This is a genomic window from Williamsia sp. z71 (genome assembly GCF_059553375.1).
Genome location: NZ_JCANWX010000008.1, coordinates 241080 through 255104, shown reverse-complemented (window position 1 = coordinate 255104; position 14025 = coordinate 241080). Strand labels below are relative to the sequence as shown.

The 14025-nt window shown below is 64.1% G+C and carries 14 protein-coding genes; 5 read left to right on the top strand and 9 right to left on the bottom strand.

Annotation, left to right across the window (positions count from 1 at the left end):
- Positions 1–27: 27 nt before the first annotated feature.
- Together AC51GR_RS20525 and AC51GR_RS20520 are read right to left on the bottom strand one after the other, a co-directional pair.
- Complete coding sequence (locus AC51GR_RS20525; protein ID WP_496326537.1) at positions 28–1401, bottom strand: ABC transporter substrate-binding protein; 1374 nt, start codon at positions 1399–1401, stop codon at positions 28–30.
- Positions 1402–1576: 175 nt separating this feature from the next.
- Positions 1577–2350, bottom strand: coding sequence for an SDR family NAD(P)-dependent oxidoreductase (locus AC51GR_RS20520; protein WP_496326491.1), 774 nt, complete (start codon positions 2348–2350; stop codon positions 1577–1579).
- A 69-nt stretch (positions 2351–2419) separates the two neighbouring features.
- Here AC51GR_RS20520 and AC51GR_RS20515 point away from each other — a divergent pair, with 69 nt between their 5' ends.
- The gene (locus AC51GR_RS20515; RefSeq protein ID WP_496326490.1) at positions 2420–3181 is read left to right on the top strand and encodes an SDR family NAD(P)-dependent oxidoreductase; all 762 of its coding nucleotides are present in this window, start codon (positions 2420–2422) and stop codon (positions 3179–3181) included.
- Positions 3182–3354: 173 nt separating this feature from the next.
- Here the strand turns inward: AC51GR_RS20515 and AC51GR_RS20510 are convergent, their stop codons facing one another.
- The 3 genes from AC51GR_RS20510 to AC51GR_RS20500 form a co-directional block, all read right to left on the bottom strand.
- A complete protein-coding gene (locus tag AC51GR_RS20510) occupies positions 3355–4773 on the bottom strand; it encodes an aldehyde dehydrogenase family protein (RefSeq protein WP_496326489.1) in 1419 nt (472 codons plus the stop codon).
- 268 nt (positions 4774–5041) lie between these two features.
- A complete protein-coding gene (locus tag AC51GR_RS20505) occupies positions 5042–6448 on the bottom strand; it encodes an acyl-CoA reductase (protein ID WP_496326488.1) in 1407 nt (468 codons plus the stop codon).
- An 11-nt stretch (positions 6449–6459) separates the two neighbouring features.
- Entirely contained in the window at positions 6460–7755 is a 1296-nt protein-coding gene (locus AC51GR_RS20500; protein WP_496326487.1) for a tellurite resistance TerB family protein, read from the bottom strand.
- Between the two features lie 118 nt (positions 7756–7873).
- Between AC51GR_RS20500 and AC51GR_RS20495 the strand changes: the two genes are divergently transcribed.
- The gene (locus tag AC51GR_RS20495) at positions 7874–8545 is read left to right on the top strand and encodes a TetR/AcrR family transcriptional regulator (protein WP_496326486.1); all 672 of its coding nucleotides are present in this window, start codon (positions 7874–7876) and stop codon (positions 8543–8545) included.
- Here AC51GR_RS20495 and AC51GR_RS20490 read toward each other — a convergent pair.
- The 4 genes from AC51GR_RS20490 to AC51GR_RS20475 are packed head-to-tail and all read right to left on the bottom strand — an operon-like array spanning position 8529 to position 10829.
- Entirely contained in the window at positions 8529–9161 is a 633-nt protein-coding gene (locus tag AC51GR_RS20490; protein ID WP_496326485.1) for a TetR/AcrR family transcriptional regulator, read from the bottom strand. The two genes, AC51GR_RS20495 and AC51GR_RS20490, sit on opposite strands and share 17 nt — an antisense overlap.
- A 22-nt stretch (positions 9162–9183) precedes the next feature.
- The gene (locus AC51GR_RS20485) at positions 9184–9516 is read right to left on the bottom strand and encodes a hypothetical protein (RefSeq protein WP_496326484.1); all 333 of its coding nucleotides are present in this window, start codon (positions 9514–9516) and stop codon (positions 9184–9186) included.
- A gap of 36 nt (positions 9517–9552) precedes the next feature.
- Positions 9553–10383 carry an SDR family oxidoreductase gene (locus AC51GR_RS20480; protein WP_496326483.1) on the bottom strand — a complete coding sequence of 277 codons (831 nt, stop codon included), beginning with the start codon at positions 10381–10383 and terminating at the stop codon, positions 9553–9555.
- Entirely contained in the window at positions 10383–10829 is a 447-nt protein-coding gene (locus AC51GR_RS20475; protein WP_496326482.1) for a VOC family protein, read from the bottom strand. Before AC51GR_RS20475 ends, AC51GR_RS20480 begins: the two co-directional genes overlap by 1 nt.
- 113 nt (positions 10830–10942) lie before the next feature.
- Here AC51GR_RS20475 and AC51GR_RS20470 point away from each other — a divergent pair, with 113 nt between their 5' ends.
- The 3 genes from AC51GR_RS20470 to AC51GR_RS20460 are packed head-to-tail and all read left to right on the top strand — an operon-like array spanning position 10943 to position 14021.
- Positions 10943–12244 (top strand): acyl-CoA dehydrogenase family protein, encoded by a 1302-nt coding sequence (locus AC51GR_RS20470; RefSeq protein ID WP_496326481.1) that lies wholly within the window; start codon positions 10943–10945, stop codon positions 12242–12244.
- Positions 12244–13260 carry a phosphotransferase family protein gene (locus AC51GR_RS20465; protein WP_496326480.1) on the top strand — a complete coding sequence of 339 codons (1017 nt, stop codon included), beginning with the start codon at positions 12244–12246 and terminating at the stop codon, positions 13258–13260. The genes AC51GR_RS20470 and AC51GR_RS20465 overlap by 1 nt, the downstream gene beginning before the upstream one ends.
- Complete coding sequence (locus AC51GR_RS20460; RefSeq protein ID WP_496326479.1) at positions 13257–14021, top strand: enoyl-CoA hydratase-related protein; 765 nt, start codon at positions 13257–13259, stop codon at positions 14019–14021. The genes AC51GR_RS20465 and AC51GR_RS20460 overlap by 4 nt, the downstream gene beginning before the upstream one ends.
- Positions 14022–14025 lie beyond the last annotated feature (4 nt).

Below are 14025 nucleotides of genomic sequence, written 5' to 3'. Positions count from 1 at the left end.
AGTCCGAGTTCGCGCAGCTCGAATCGATTACTTGATATCCGCCATGGACTTTCCGACGTCGGCCAGCGTCATCGGCGTGCCGTAGTCGGTCGTGTACTTGTAGGGCGGGATGTCGCAGCGGTAGAGACCGTTGTCGGGCTTGAAGTCAGCGGGCTCCCAGCCGTCCGGTGTCGCCACCTCCACGTTGAAGCACGGTGACGGCGGAGCCGGTTGCTCCAGATTCTGCGGTGCGGTCAACCCGCCTCCGGTCCAGGCTGTTTCGGCCTTCGCCGCGTTGTAGACGCAGGTACGGGTCAGATCATCGCCACAGCCGGCCGCGGACTTCGCGAAGAGCAACCATGCGGACATCGCACGAATACCCGGCAATGTGATCTGGGCATCCGGCGCGTACTTGTCATACAACGCCTTGAGCTGGGTGATCGCCGGCTCATCGCTGTTCAGTGGCGCCACACCTCCCATGTCGAGGATGTTGTTCTGGAAGTCGAGCGAATCCGATGCCAGATCGAGGAACTGCTGGTTGTAGGCATTGTTGTTCGTATCGATCCAGTCGAGCTTGTAGTCGAGCGAGGTCAGGACGCTCTCCAGCTTGGCGAGCTGCTTGAAATCGCCATAGAACTGCAGGCCCTTGACCCCCTTGCTCTTGATCGACTGTGCGTACGGAGTCCAGTCCGAGACACCCATTGCCGGGTACAGGTCGTTGTAGACGTAGGTTCCGCCTGCGGCTTCGGTGGATTCGACGGCCTGAGCGCCAATGTCTTTCGTCAGCGGCGAGTCGCCGTTGATGATTCCGATGAGGTTTGCCGACCCCGGGTATGCGTCCTTGATCAGCCAGCTCCGCAGCTGGAAGTAGGGGTCGTAGCCGACGGTCTGGGCCGGTGAGGCGCTGACCTGCAAATCTGAGCCGGTCACCGCCGGTTGCACGGTCTGGCCGGGGAAGCTCGGAAGCCCACAGGTCAGCCGGTCCTTGACGCCGAGTCCGTCGAGCGCGCTGCCGCCGCCGACGAGCGCGAAATCCTCGCGGCAGGCGGTGATCATCTGCTGGCGGGTTTCCATCAGCTTGGAATCACGCGTGTTGGCCACGAGCGTGCGGCCGTTGATGCCGCCGAGTTCGTTGCACCACGACGTGAAGACCTTCGCCGCGTCGACGAACTCGGGGTTCTTGGTGAAGCCCACGTCGGAGAACACACCGACCTTGATCTCGCTTTCGGTGACACCCTGCGCGGGCGACCCGGTGGCCGAGCCCTCCTGGCAGACGTCGGTGAGGGATCCGAAGTCACTCGACACCGTCTCCGCCGACGCGGTTCCACCTCCACCTCCCCCTTCGTCGCCATCTCCGCCACTGCGGTCGCTGCTACACCCGGCAACAACAAGCAGTGCGGCAGCCGACAAGGCTACGAGCATGCGATGCGGTTTCAACTGTTCCTCCTCGATCGTGACCCCCCGGTAGCGCGGAGCCTATCCCCGACCGGTGCCGTGGCGGAGCAATTTGGAACTTTATCCTTATAAGGTTAACCAGGAATGCTGGGCAGCCTCGTTGACCTGCGACTTTGACGAACGTTCAGCGAGCACGTAAAGGTCAGAACAACCCGCCATCAACCCGGATCAACGACCCCGTGGTGAAGCTCGAGGCTGCGCTGGCCAAGTAGAGCGCGGTGGTCACGATCTCCGACGTCTCACCCGGGCGCCCCGCTGCGCTGCGCAAGCCGGTACGCGCGTCGTCGCCCCAGCCTTTCGAGATGTCCGTCAGGAACGGTCCGGCCGAGATCGTGTTGACCCGGACGTTGGGTCCGTATTCACGACCGAAAACGCCTGCGAGGGTGTTCAGTGCAGCCTTGGCCCCGGCATAGGGTCCGAACTTGGGCGCCGGGAAGATGGCGCCCGAAGACGAGATGTTGATGATCGAGCCACCGTCGCCGTCGGCCATCCGACGGCCGACGAGCGAGCCGAGCCGGAACGGTCCCTTGAAGTTCACCGCGACAACCTTGTCGAAGAGCTCCTCGCTCGTCTCCTCCGACGACGGCGCCACCGGCGACAAGCCGGCGTTGTTGACCAAGATGTCGACCTTGCCGAAGTGGGCGTAGGCCGTGTCCACAAGTGCGTCAACGTCTTCCCACTTGCCCACGTGAGCACTCACCGGCAACGCCTTCCGGCCGAGCGCCTCCACTTCGCGAGCCGTCTCCTCACATGAGGGAAGTTTGCGACTGGCGATGACGACGTCGGCGCCCGCCCTGGCAAAGGCCAGCACCATTTCGTGGCCGAGACCGCGACTTCCACCTGTCACGAGGGCTACTTTGCCCTTCAATGAGAACAATTCAGAGAGATCGGCTGCGGGTTCCGGAGTTGCATTCATGCCATGAGAATAGCATTCTGATTACTTAGATCGTGATTCTCATGCGCATGTTCACAAGGGAGCCAGTTGATGCAGGGACTGCAGGACAAAGTTGTCGTGGTAGCCGGGGCCGCCACCGGACTCGGGGCCGACTCTGCACAGCGGTTGGCCCGCGAAGGCGCGAAAGTAGTTGTCGGTGACCTCAACCCAGCAGGTGCCGAGAAGACCGCCGCCGCGATCAACGAGGCAGGCGGCCAGGCCGTTGCCTCGCAGTTCGACATCGCCGACGACGATTCGGTCAAGGACCTCATCGCCTTTGCGGTCGCCACCTTCGGCGGACTCGACGCCGTCCACGTCAACGCCGGCGACATGGCCGCGGTCTCCAAGGACACCAACGTCGTCGACATCGACCTCGAGATCTGGGACCGCACCATCGCAGTCAACCTCCGCGGGCACATGCTGGTCAGCCGGCACAGCATCCCCGAACTCCTCAAACGCGGTGGTGGATCGCTCGTCTACACGTCGTCGGTCGCATCGTTCGCCGGTCAACCCCAGCGTCCCGCCTACGCTGCGACCAAGGCCGGCATCAATGCCATCGCCCGCCATGTCGCCGCCGGATGGGGCAAGGACGGGATCCGGGCCAACGCCCTCACCCCGGGCCTGATCCTGACCGATGAGATCAAGCAGGGCGCCGATCCGAAGATGTTGCAGGGCATGCTCAAAGGCGCTCGCAGCCCCCGACTCGGAGAAGCCCGTGACGTCTCCAGCATGGTCGCCTACCTGATGTCCGACGAGGGTTCCTGGATCAACGGCCAGGTCGTCAACATCGACGGCGGCACCTACTTCCGCTGACTGACCCACTCCACCCTCCGTCGACCGTGCCTTAATCACCGCCGAGCGTGCCCTAGTTACCGCCGAGCGTGCCAAAGATGCTCACGCCAAGCACTTTTCGGCACGGTCAATGGCGACTTTGGCACGCTCGACGGTGATATCGGCACGCTCGGCGGAGGGGCGGGCGGGTTGGGTCAGAGTTTGATGGTGACGCACTTGACCTGACTGTAGTGATGCAGCGCCTCGACACCCTTCTCGCGACCGTAACCGCTGTTCTTCCAACCGCCGAAAGGTGTTTGGACGGACGCCGTTGACCAGGTGTTGACGAAGACCTGGCCGACCCGCAGGCGGTCGCTGACCGTCAATGCCCGGGAGACGTCTTTGGTCCAGACCCCGGCGACCAGTCCGTAATCGGAATCGTTGGCCATCGCAACGGCTTCGGCGTCGTCATCGAAAGGGATCACCACGACGACGGGGCCGAAGATCTCTTCACGGGCGATCCGTGCGGAGTTGTCCACGCCGGTGTAGATCGTCGGGTCGATGTAGAACCCGCCGGTCTCGTCGGCGACCGTCGACACCGTGCCACCGGTGGCCGCATGCGCCCCATCGGATTCGGCGACCTTGAAGTATTCCTGCACCCGCGAGAACTGGTCCCGCGTGATCAGCGGACCGATGTCGTGGCCCACACGTACGTTCGCGGCGCGGTCGACCAACCTCCGGACCACCTCGTCATGGACCGAGCGATGAACCAGCAGTCGGGTGCCGGCAGAACAGACCTGTCCCGCGTTGGCCGTGAACGCCTGCAGTGAACCGGCCACGGCCGCATCGAGATCGGCGTCGGCGAAGATGATGTTCGCCGACTTCCCGCCCAATTCGAGGGTGAGCGGAATGATCCGTTCAGCCGCGATCCTGCCGATCGCCCGTCCGGTGGGAACAGACCCGGTGAAGGCGACTTTCGCCACCGACGGATGCTCCACCAGTGCGGCGCCGGCATCCCGTCCGTCGCCGAGGACCACATTGAAAACGCCCGGCGCAAAACCGACCTCGGACGCCAGCTGCGCCAACCGCACAGTGGTCGACGAAGTGTACTCGGAAGGCTTGACCACCACCGTGTTCCCGGCCGCCAATGCGGGCGCGCACGCCCTGGCCGCCTGGTTGATCGGCACGTTCCACGGGGTGATCACACCGACGACACCGAACGGTTCACGCCGGGTGTAGACATGTTGATCCGGCGCCACATCCAGGGTCTCCCCGACCGGCATCCCGATCAGTCCACCGTAGAAGTCGAAGTAGGTGGCCGAGCCGTCGATCTCTCCCAGGGCGACGGCTTCGGGCTTGCCGGTCTCACTGACCTCCAACTGCGCGAGTTCCGTTGCGTTCTCGCGCATCGCACGTGCGAGGTCGGAGAACAACCGGGCGCGCGCCAGTCCCGGCACCTGACGCCAGGCCTGCGCAGCCGAGTCGGCCGCGGTGACCGCAAGGGAGATGTCCACACCGTTCCCGGCGGCGATCCGGCGAACCTCTGTGCCGCTCGCCGGATCTGTGACACCAAGGTATTCGCCGGCCGACGGCGCCACCGGGGCGCCACCGATCCAGTGGTCGAGTTTTTGCACGTCTGTCAGGTCCTTTTAACTGGTCGGGGGAAAATCGCAGGCCGCTTGTTGAGAAAATCATGCGGATATCCGAGCCGCACCCGGTTTGCCGTCTCCAGCCGATCGAGGTGCGTCTGTTCCAACCGTACCGCCAGGGCGCCCAGATCATCTCCCACATCAGATCGATGTGGTCGCGAATGTCATTGCACCGAGGCAGAGTTCACCGACCCGAATCCCTGACCTTCCGAGGACCCGCACCGGCATCGCCGTACCGAATCCCTCGATTCCGCTACGCGTCATCGTCGACCACCCAGTTCACGAATCGATGCAGCGGATACATGCCGTCATGAGGTCCACCCATGCTGCCCTTCATGGCACTTCCGAGTTTCACCAGACGTTGCACGCCCGCGGTGGCCAGATCATCACGGATCTCGGCTTTTCGATGCGTCGGGTACACCCCGACGGTCTGCGTGGCGACGGTGGCCAACGCCGCCGCGTCCCGCATGGTGTCGACCGGGATGACGTTCACGGTCTTGTTGGTGGGATGGAAGTCGACCATCTCCGGCGACCGGACAACCAGTCCGCGCCCGTCGAACGCACCCCAGACCCGGTATTCGGGTTCGAGGAAGCGCATCCCCTCGACTGCCTCGCGGATGTCGGAAGCCGGTTTCGGCCCGACTGCCGACGCGAAATCCCGGTCCACACCGAGACGTTCGTGGAGCAGTTCGCAGAAGCGGTCCACCTGCTCGACATCCCCTTCGACGCAGATGTGCCGGGCCGCGAGACAGGCATCCTGGTTGAAGATCGTGACGTCCTTGGCGGCCAGCTCCGCGACCTCGAGCAGGCCCTCCTCGGACTCGAAGGCCTCGCGGCCGATGACCGACATCGATACCTTGGGATCGAAGGAGATGAGCCCGAAACCGGGGCCCACATATTTCGCCGCGTTCTCGATCGCGGCCCCGCCACCCCAGGCGACCAGTTTGTCGAAGTACTGCGACCGGTAGAGAATGCTCTCGACCTTCTCGTCTCCGCCCCTCCAGTACACCGCCGACATCGATTGGAGCACTGGATGATCAGGCGCGATGTCGGCCATGGTCCGCAGTACCGCGACGGTGGTGAACGGATCGGCAGACGGCATCTTGAACACGTTGACGGCCTTGGTCAGGGCGGCGTCGGCGATCGACGTCATGGCCGCACTCGGCGAGTTGCCCGCCAGCATGTGGACCAGCCGGGGCGGGAAAGCCCTGATGCGGCTGACACTTCCGTTCGGATCGATGTTCTCCACCCAGCCGTCGAGCACATCGAGGCTTCCGAAGGTCTTCTTCAGCCGGTATTCCATCGCCTCCCTGGTGAGGAACTGTCCCGGCCTGGCGAAGGTGTTCTCGATGATGCGTCGCGGAAGGGCGCTGACCTGCAGCGTCATCTCCAGCGATTCCTGCAGGTATTCGTTCTTCTCCAGCGACAGGTGCGACGCCGTCTCGACCAGGAAGTCGATGATCTCCGACACCGGCATGTCGAAGGCCGGTCCCTGCTGCGTGCGCGGCACGAACAGGTCGTTGAACTCGATTTTCGGGGTCACAAACGGGACGCCGAAATCCCTTGAGAGATACTCGTTGTCCTCACCCCAGATCAGCTTGCCCCGAACGAAATGCGGTACCCGGATCTTGGATTTGGTCGGGCTCGATGTGGCAGTCATGTGACGGGCCCTCAGTCCTCGATGAATCCACGCACGTAGGCATCCATGGTGCCGGCGCAGGTGATCTTGTCGTCGTCCTCGAGATCGGAGTAGCGGGCGATCTCATCGAGGACGCTGGTGCCGGCTCGACCACAGGGGCATCCGTCGAGTTCGGCGATGATCTTGTCCCCGGAAATCGTTCCGCCCCAGCGTCCGTCGACGGTGGTGTCGAAGAAGGCCGCCCGGCCCTCGACCTGTCCGTCGGAGACCGGCGCCATCGACTCGCCGTTCTTGTCGAGCACGAAGAGGATCACCTCGGCCGGGACGTGATACCGCCCGGACAGACATTTCGGCAGGCGCAGGTTGAGCTCCTGCATCGAGTAGTAGTGCAGGAAACGGGCAGGGTCGATGTTGAGCAGCCGGTAGATCTGCTCCTGGTAGTCCTCGGGCAGGGATATGCCTTTGAGTCCGCCACCGGTCGTCAGCGCGTTCTGGCCGGTGATGTCGCCGTCTTTGGCACCGATCTCCTTCAGGATCTCGGTCAGCCGGAACAGATTCGGGAACTGCGAGCTGAAGAAGAAGCGTTCGGAACGCCGGGCGAGGATCTGCTCGGCGAGGTAGTGCAATCGATCCTCGTTCTCCTGTTGGCGCTGTGCTGCTCTCGCCTCGAATGCGGCGATCTCATCCGGTGCGGCGGTGCCGTCGGCCATGGCCCGGCGCATCGCCTGCAGCAGCGCCATGTATTTGTGGTGTCCGGCCGGGGCGGTGCTCGGTGGCATCGCGATACCGTCCGGCCTGCCGTACGTCTCGGCCAGCATGTCTTTCAACGCAACGTGCGCGGTGAGGCTGGTCTCCGGACCCACCGGGATGAAGTTCCAGATCTGTTGCGGCCGAACACCGAGGTCGGTCAGACAGTCGAACATGTTGGTCGAGCTCGTGTCGAGGTCGGTCCGGGTCTTGTTGAGGAAGGAACCCTTTCCGCTGGTCCCACTGGAACTCGACACCATGTGTCCCGCGGCTTCGAGGCGGCCGATCCAGCCATCGACGTCTTCGACCCCGTCGACGTCGACATCGGCCACCCGGTGGGTCGACAGCGAGTCGAGCCAGCGATTCATCTGGGACCACTTGCTTTTGGCGATAAGCGATTCCGGGTAGCTCTTGTACGTCGTGTGCGGGAACAGCAGCGGAATGAGGTCTTCACGGGCCCGGATCTGCGTGATGCCTTCAGCGTCGGCACGCTGCCGCAGAACGGGCACCTGCTCGCGGCGCTCCCGGAAACGGGCATCGAGTTGCTCGACGACATCTCGTGGATTCGTGGTCACTGACATTGCTGCCTCCGTGGAAGGTGGGACGTGAAGAGAAAGGGGGGTACGGCGGACCGACTTCATTAACCATACCCGCGGGTAAAGTTTTCTGTCCAGGGCTCGAGGTGGCAGACTTTCCCAGGTGACCTCGACCAACTCCGACACACCACCGGGCGGCCCGACCCGCAGCCGCGGTGGTCGGCCGACAAAAGCGCAGGCGGGCGCGCTCGATCGCAAGATTCGCCAGTGCGCTCTGGAGGAGTTCCTGCAGCACGGCTACGAGGGCACGTCGATGAACGCGATCGCCGCCGCGGCCGGAACCACCAAACCCTCGCTGTACGCCCGGTTCCCGACCAAAGAGGACGTGTTCCGTTCAGTACTCGGGTGGGCACTGCAGCAACACGATTGGCCGGAGCCCGAACCGCCGGCACCCGATCCCGACGACCTCGAGGCGGCACTGACGGCCGTCGCTCGCGCCGCCGTCCGTCGCGCGACCAATCCGTCGATGATCAAGCTGGAGCAGATAGCCATCGCCCACGCGTCGCGCTATCCCGAAATAGCCCGTCGCACATTCGGAACCGGGTTCTGGCCGCGCAAGCAGTTTGTTGTCGAGCTACTCGTCCGGCACACCGCGACAGGATCGATCGAGGCCGACGACCCGGACATGCTCGCCGAACTGTTCCTCGGCCTGGTCGGCGGCCAGGCCCGACTGGCCTCGTTCGGCATCGTCCGGGACGCCGCCGAGCAGGATCGGCACATCCGGGCCGCGGTCGAACTCTTCCTCCGCGGCTTGCGTCCTATGCCTTCGGGGTGACCGCCCGGATACAGAACTCATAAATGTGGTCGATGTCGGCCGGTGTGGGTTCGGTTCGACGCCACAGGTAGTCCGCGAGCATGCCGAGCGTGGCATGGGCGGCGAGCAACGCGTCGAAATCCGGATCGGTGCTGCCGAGTTCGGCAAAGGGTTCGGTCAGCAACGACGCCATCGGGCCGTTGGCCGACACCGCGCCCTGCATGCTGTCACCAGCGAGACCACTGGCATTCCACGAGACCGCGCGGGTGGAATCGGCGGTATCCCCGATCGCCTGTGCGAGCACACCTTCGACCCAACGACGGACCTTGCCCTCGGGGTTCGGCTCCTTGCTCATCTGATGAGCGACGTACCGGCGCAAGCGTGCGGTGCCGTCCTCCAGTAACGCCGCCACGAGCGCATCCTTCGACGAGAAGTGCCGGTAGAAGGCCTCATTCGACAGACCAGCGGCAGAAACGATGTCGGCAACCCGGGGCCGGGACTCGGTGCCCCGCTCCTGGATGACACTGAGCGCGGCATCGAGCAACCGGCGCACCTCGGCCGCATAGTTGGCACCCCGCTTGGCCAGGCTGCGCTCGGCGATCCGGGTCGCCAGATCGTCGGCCGCGTCCTCGCTCATCTGTTTGTCCACAGCATCAAGATTAGTGCCCATCCGTCGGTGGGTACTCGGTGGTGACCTCCAGCAGTCGCATCGTCGGGGGCGGATCGGTCTGCTGCAGGTCCGACAATGTGAGCGCACCCGACCGCGCCGCAGCCATCATGCCCTTGAGGATCTGCTCGAGGTCGTCACCTTCCAACTCGTAGATCGCGACGTACGGACCGTCCTTGTCGACCGGCGCGAACCGCCGGACCGACACGATGCCGGCGATCGCGGTCATCTCGGGAAGGTGGACCTCGTTGTACCAGCGGTTGAACTCGGCATCGACATCCTCCGATGCCGGCCGGGATTCGACGTAGTAGATGCCCTTTGCCATATAGTGTTGCCTCTCAATTGTTTTCACCGACCAAGTTCAGGGGGAACCGGGTCCCCTCACTGCGGCACACAGGCCGCCGTCCACCAGCAGGTCGGTGCCACTGAGGAAGCTCGCCTCGTCCGACAGAGCAAAGGCAACGACGGATGCGAGCTCGGCCGCCTGCCCGAGCCGGCCCACCGGCGTCGTCCCGATCCACTCGGCGATCCGCGGATTGTCCGCCGCTTCCTGACGGCCCTGCGGGGTGTCGATGAGCCCCGGCGACACCGAGTTCACCCGCCCGCCCAGTGGCCCCAGACGAACAGCCTCTTGTTGCGCATAGCGCTTCACGCCGAGTTTGGCCACGGCGTAGGCCGCGCCCGGATGCTCGATCTTCGGCCCGAAGCTCTCCCGGATCCGGTCCAGGAACCCGGGTTCCAGCGGATGGTCGAGTATCTCCGCGGTGGCGGCGTCGATCTGGACCCCACCGATCGCCGGTGCCATCGACGCAAAGTAGACCCACGCCGTCCCGGCCGCGGTCAGCGACCGAAACGCCTCGGCAAGCCTTGCGGTCGCGACCAGGTCGACCGTGAAGATCCGGCGCCAGTCCGCCATCGTCGGCGAGATGCCCGCAACATGGGCGACCGCACGCAGGGTCCCGAGTCCGGCAACCCGGTCGGCAAGCCGCTGCACGCCGTCGGCATCGGTGATGTCGAGGACATGGTGTTCGACGACAGCCGCATCGGCCGACGACAGTTCCTGCGCCGCGGCTTTCACCGTGGATTCATCGAGGTCGACGAGTACCAGCGTGTCGACCATCCCGGTCAGTCGGCGCGCACAGTCGAGCCCCATGCCGCGTCCGGCGCCGGTCACCACGCCAACGGTGCCCATCAGTGCGGCGCCCAGCACTGCTGCAGCGACGGCTCGGCTGCGCGGGTCACGAGTTCCATCCGAAAGCCGGTGTCGCTGCGCAGGAATGCGAAGAACAGTGAGCCGTCCGGACCCCCGCGGGTCACCTCGGTGACGTAGCCCTGTTGTACGAGGTCGGCGACGTCGGCGGCGACGTCGTCGGACCAGTAGCCGGCGTGATGGATGCCCGCCGGATCGGCCGGTTCCCAGAAGGTACCGGGAATACTGCGCACCACCTCAAGCCTGGGGGTGGTGATCGAGTACGCACACCGGACATCGACCGTCAGCTCCCCGGTGGGCAGCGTGACCTCGATGGGAGCCCCGATCTCCGGGCCCCACTCGTAGCCGAGGAGCGACGACAACTGCGCCTTGGTTGCCTCCAGATCGTGCGTCACGATTCCGACGTGAAACAGGTCTTCAGCCTTCATGGGTGGTAGCCGCCTTTCCGTGGGGACACCCTATTCGGAACGATCTTCACACAAATAAGAATTGTGTTCCGTCTCGCCAGAATGATATTCTCACACGGAACGAGGAGGCCGCCATGGCATGGGATTTTGAGACCGACCCGGAGTACCAGGCAAAACTGGACTGGGCCGATGAATTTGTCCGCGAAGAAGTCGAACCACTCGATCACGCGTGGCCGCATATGCAGTTCGTCCCGCTGGACGGGGGTCGACGCAAGGCGATCGACCCGCTCAAGCAGCGGGTTCGCGACCAGGGTCTGTGGGCCACCCACCTGGGCCCCGACCTCGGCGGCCAGGGTTACGGCCAGCTCCAGTTGGCCCTGCTCAACGAGATCCTCGGCCGTTCGTCGTGGGCTCCGATCGTCTTCGGCTGCCAGGCCCCTGACACGGGCAACGCCGAGATCATCGCCCACTACGGCACACCGGAACAGAAAAAGCAGTACCTGCAGCCACTGCTCGACGGCGAATGCTTCTCGAGCTACTCGATGACCGAGCCGCAGGCCGGTGCCGATCCGACACAGTTCAAGACCAGCGCGGTCCGGGACGGTGACCATTGGATCATCAACGGGTACAAGTACTTTTCGTCGAACGCCAAGACCGCATCGTTCCTGATCGTCATGGTTGTCACCAACCCCGACGTGAGTGCGTACAAGGGCATGTCGATGTTCCTGGTCCCCACCGACACCCCGGGCGTGATCATCGAACGCAACGTCGGATTGTTCGGTGAGCCGATGGACTCCGGCACCCACGCCCTGATCCACTACGACAATGTCCGCGTCCCCGACAGCGCACTACTCGGCGGTGAGGGTCAGGCGTTCGCGGTGGCCCAGACCCGCCTCGGCGGTGGCCGGATCCACCACGCGATGCGCACGATCGGGTTGGCGCAGAAGGCGATCGACATGATGTGCGAGCGCGTGCTGAGCCGCGAGACCGCAGGCAGCCGCCTGGCCGACAAACAGTTCATCCAGGGCTACATCGCCGACTCGTACGCCCAGTTGGCACAGTTCCGGCTGTTCGTCCTCAACACGGCCTGGAAGATCGACAAGTACAACGATTACAAGAAGGTCCGCAAGGACATCGCCACCGCCAAGGTGGTCATGCCCACGGTCCTGCACGACATCGCTTGGCGCGCAATGCAAGTACACGGCGCCCTCGGTGTCACCAACGAGATGCCGTTCCTGACCATGGTCCACGGCGCCGCGGTGATGGGCCTGGCCGACGGTCCCACCGAGGTCCACAAGATGACCGTGGCCAAACAGGTCCTGCGTGACTACAAGGGCACCGAAGACCAGTGGCCCACCGAGTGGATTCCTCGCAAACAAGCCGAGGCCAAGGCCAAGTACGCCGAATTTCTCGAACTCGAAGTGGGGAATCTCTGATGGATCTGATCAAGCTCGCAGACTGGATGGACCAAGCCGGACTGCCCGGTAAGGGTGAACCGCTCGACGCCAAGTTCCTCTCCGGCGGCACGCAGAACGAGATCTACAAACTCACTCGCGGAGAACATGTTTCGGTGATCCGGATGCCGCCGCCGGGCGCACCGGCCAACCGCGATGAAGGCATCATGCGGGAATGGCGCATCATCGAAGCCCTCGACGGCACCGATGTTCCGCACACCAAGGCGATCGCCGCCTGCTCCGACACCTCCGTGCTCGGACGTTCGTTCTACCTGATGGGTTACGTCGACGGTTGGTCGCCGATGGACAACAAGCAGTGGAAGGAACCCTTCACCTCCGACCTCGAATTGCGAAAAGGCCTGGCATATCAGCTGGCCGAAGGCATCGCATTGCTGTCGAAGGTCGATTGGCAGGCCCAGGGCCTATCCGACCTCGGCCGCCCGGAAGGCTTCCACGAGCGCCAGGTCAGTCGCTGGACCCGCTTCTATGAGCGGATCAAGACCCGTGAGCTCGACGGCATGGACGTTGCCACCGAGTGGCTCGAGACCCACAAGCCACTCGACTTCATCCCCGGCCTCATGCACGGCGACTACCAGTTCGCCAACGTCATGTTCAAAGAAGGTGCCCCCGCCCAGCTCGCCGCGATCGTCGACTGGGAGATGGGTACCGTCGGCGACCCGAAGCTGGATCTGGCCTGGATGGTCCAGGGCTGGCCCGAAGACACCAATGCACCCGAGGCATCGACGTCGAGCTATGTCGACCTCCTGGGAATGCCGTCTCGTCAGCAGCTGATCGACCACTACGCCGAGGTCTCCGGCCGCCAGGTCGACGACCTCGACTACTACCTGGTCCTGGCCAAATGGAAACTCGCCGTTGTTCTGGAACAGGGCTTCTCCCGCGCAGGTGACGACGTCAAACTGCAGGCCTACGGCCCGATCATCACCAAGTTGATGCGGGAAGCAGCCGACTTCGCAGAATCGAGCGACTACAAATCATGAGCACAACGACCGACGAGCTCATCTCAGAGCGGCGCGGAGCCGTTCTGATCCTGCGACTCAACCGCCCCGAGGCCCGAAATGCGCTCACCGGCAGCCTCCTTCGCGGAATCGGTACGGCCGCACTCGAAGCCGAGGAAGATCCGGAGATCCGCGCCATCGTCCTGACCGGTACCGGTGATCGCGCATTCTGTGCGGGCATGGATCTACGTGCGTTCGCCGAAGGTGGAGACTTCTCCTCCGAGGGTTTCGAGCGCCTCGCCAGTGGCGCGCTGGCCGTCCCGGTGATCGGCGCCGCGAACGGCACCGCCATCGGCGGCGGCCTCGAACTGCTGCTCGGCTGCGACATCATCGTCTCGTCGACGGCAGCGAAGTTCGGACTCCCCGAGGTCAAGCGTGGCCTCTTCCCCGGTGGCGGCGGAACCACGATCGGTACCCGCATCCCGATGGGCATCGCCCTGGAGATGACATTGACCGGCGATCTGATCACGGCGCAGCGCGCGTACGAGATCGGCCTGGTCAATGCTGTTGCGTCGCAGGAGGATGTACTCGACGTGGCGATCGGCTATGCCGAACGTGTCGCGGCCAACGCCCCCTTGGGCCTGGCCGCCTGCAAAGAGCTCGTCCGACTCTCGGTCTCGGACGCCGCCGCCGCCAAGACGCGGCTGGCCGAGCAACAGGCGATCGTCTTCAGCAGCAGCGACGCCAAAGAAGGCGCGATGGCATTCATCGAGAAGCGCGAACCGAACTGGCAAGGGCGGTAAGACG